Raw genomic sequence first — 237 nt, 5'->3', positions numbered from 1 at the left:
CTACAATTCCATCAATACCTGCAACAGTAATATACTCATCCACTTCAAGCTGTTTTTCAAGTAGAATAAAAAATCCTGTTACTATATCACTTACTAAGCCTTGTGCACCGAATCCAATAGCAAGACCAACAATACCAGCACCTGCAATTAACGCTGTTACATCATAATCTAATAACCCAATGACTATAGTAGCTAGAACAAACCATAGAATATATGTAAACACGTTTATAGCGAGCT

The 237-nt window shown here is 35.4% G+C and carries 1 protein-coding gene; it reads right to left on the bottom strand.

What is annotated here, in order from left to right:
• A partial coding sequence (locus tag AOA60_RS23545; RefSeq protein WP_143522522.1) for a mechanosensitive ion channel domain-containing protein occupies nt 1-237 on the bottom strand: 237 nt, incomplete at both ends.

This window comes from Pseudomonas sp. 2822-17 (assembly GCF_002742485.1).
In the GTDB taxonomy this organism is placed as follows: domain Bacteria; phylum Pseudomonadota; class Gammaproteobacteria; order Pseudomonadales; family Pseudomonadaceae; genus Aquipseudomonas; species Aquipseudomonas cyclaminis.
The sequence above is the reverse complement of the archived record's forward strand: the minus strand, read 5'-3'. Positions and strand labels throughout refer to the sequence as shown.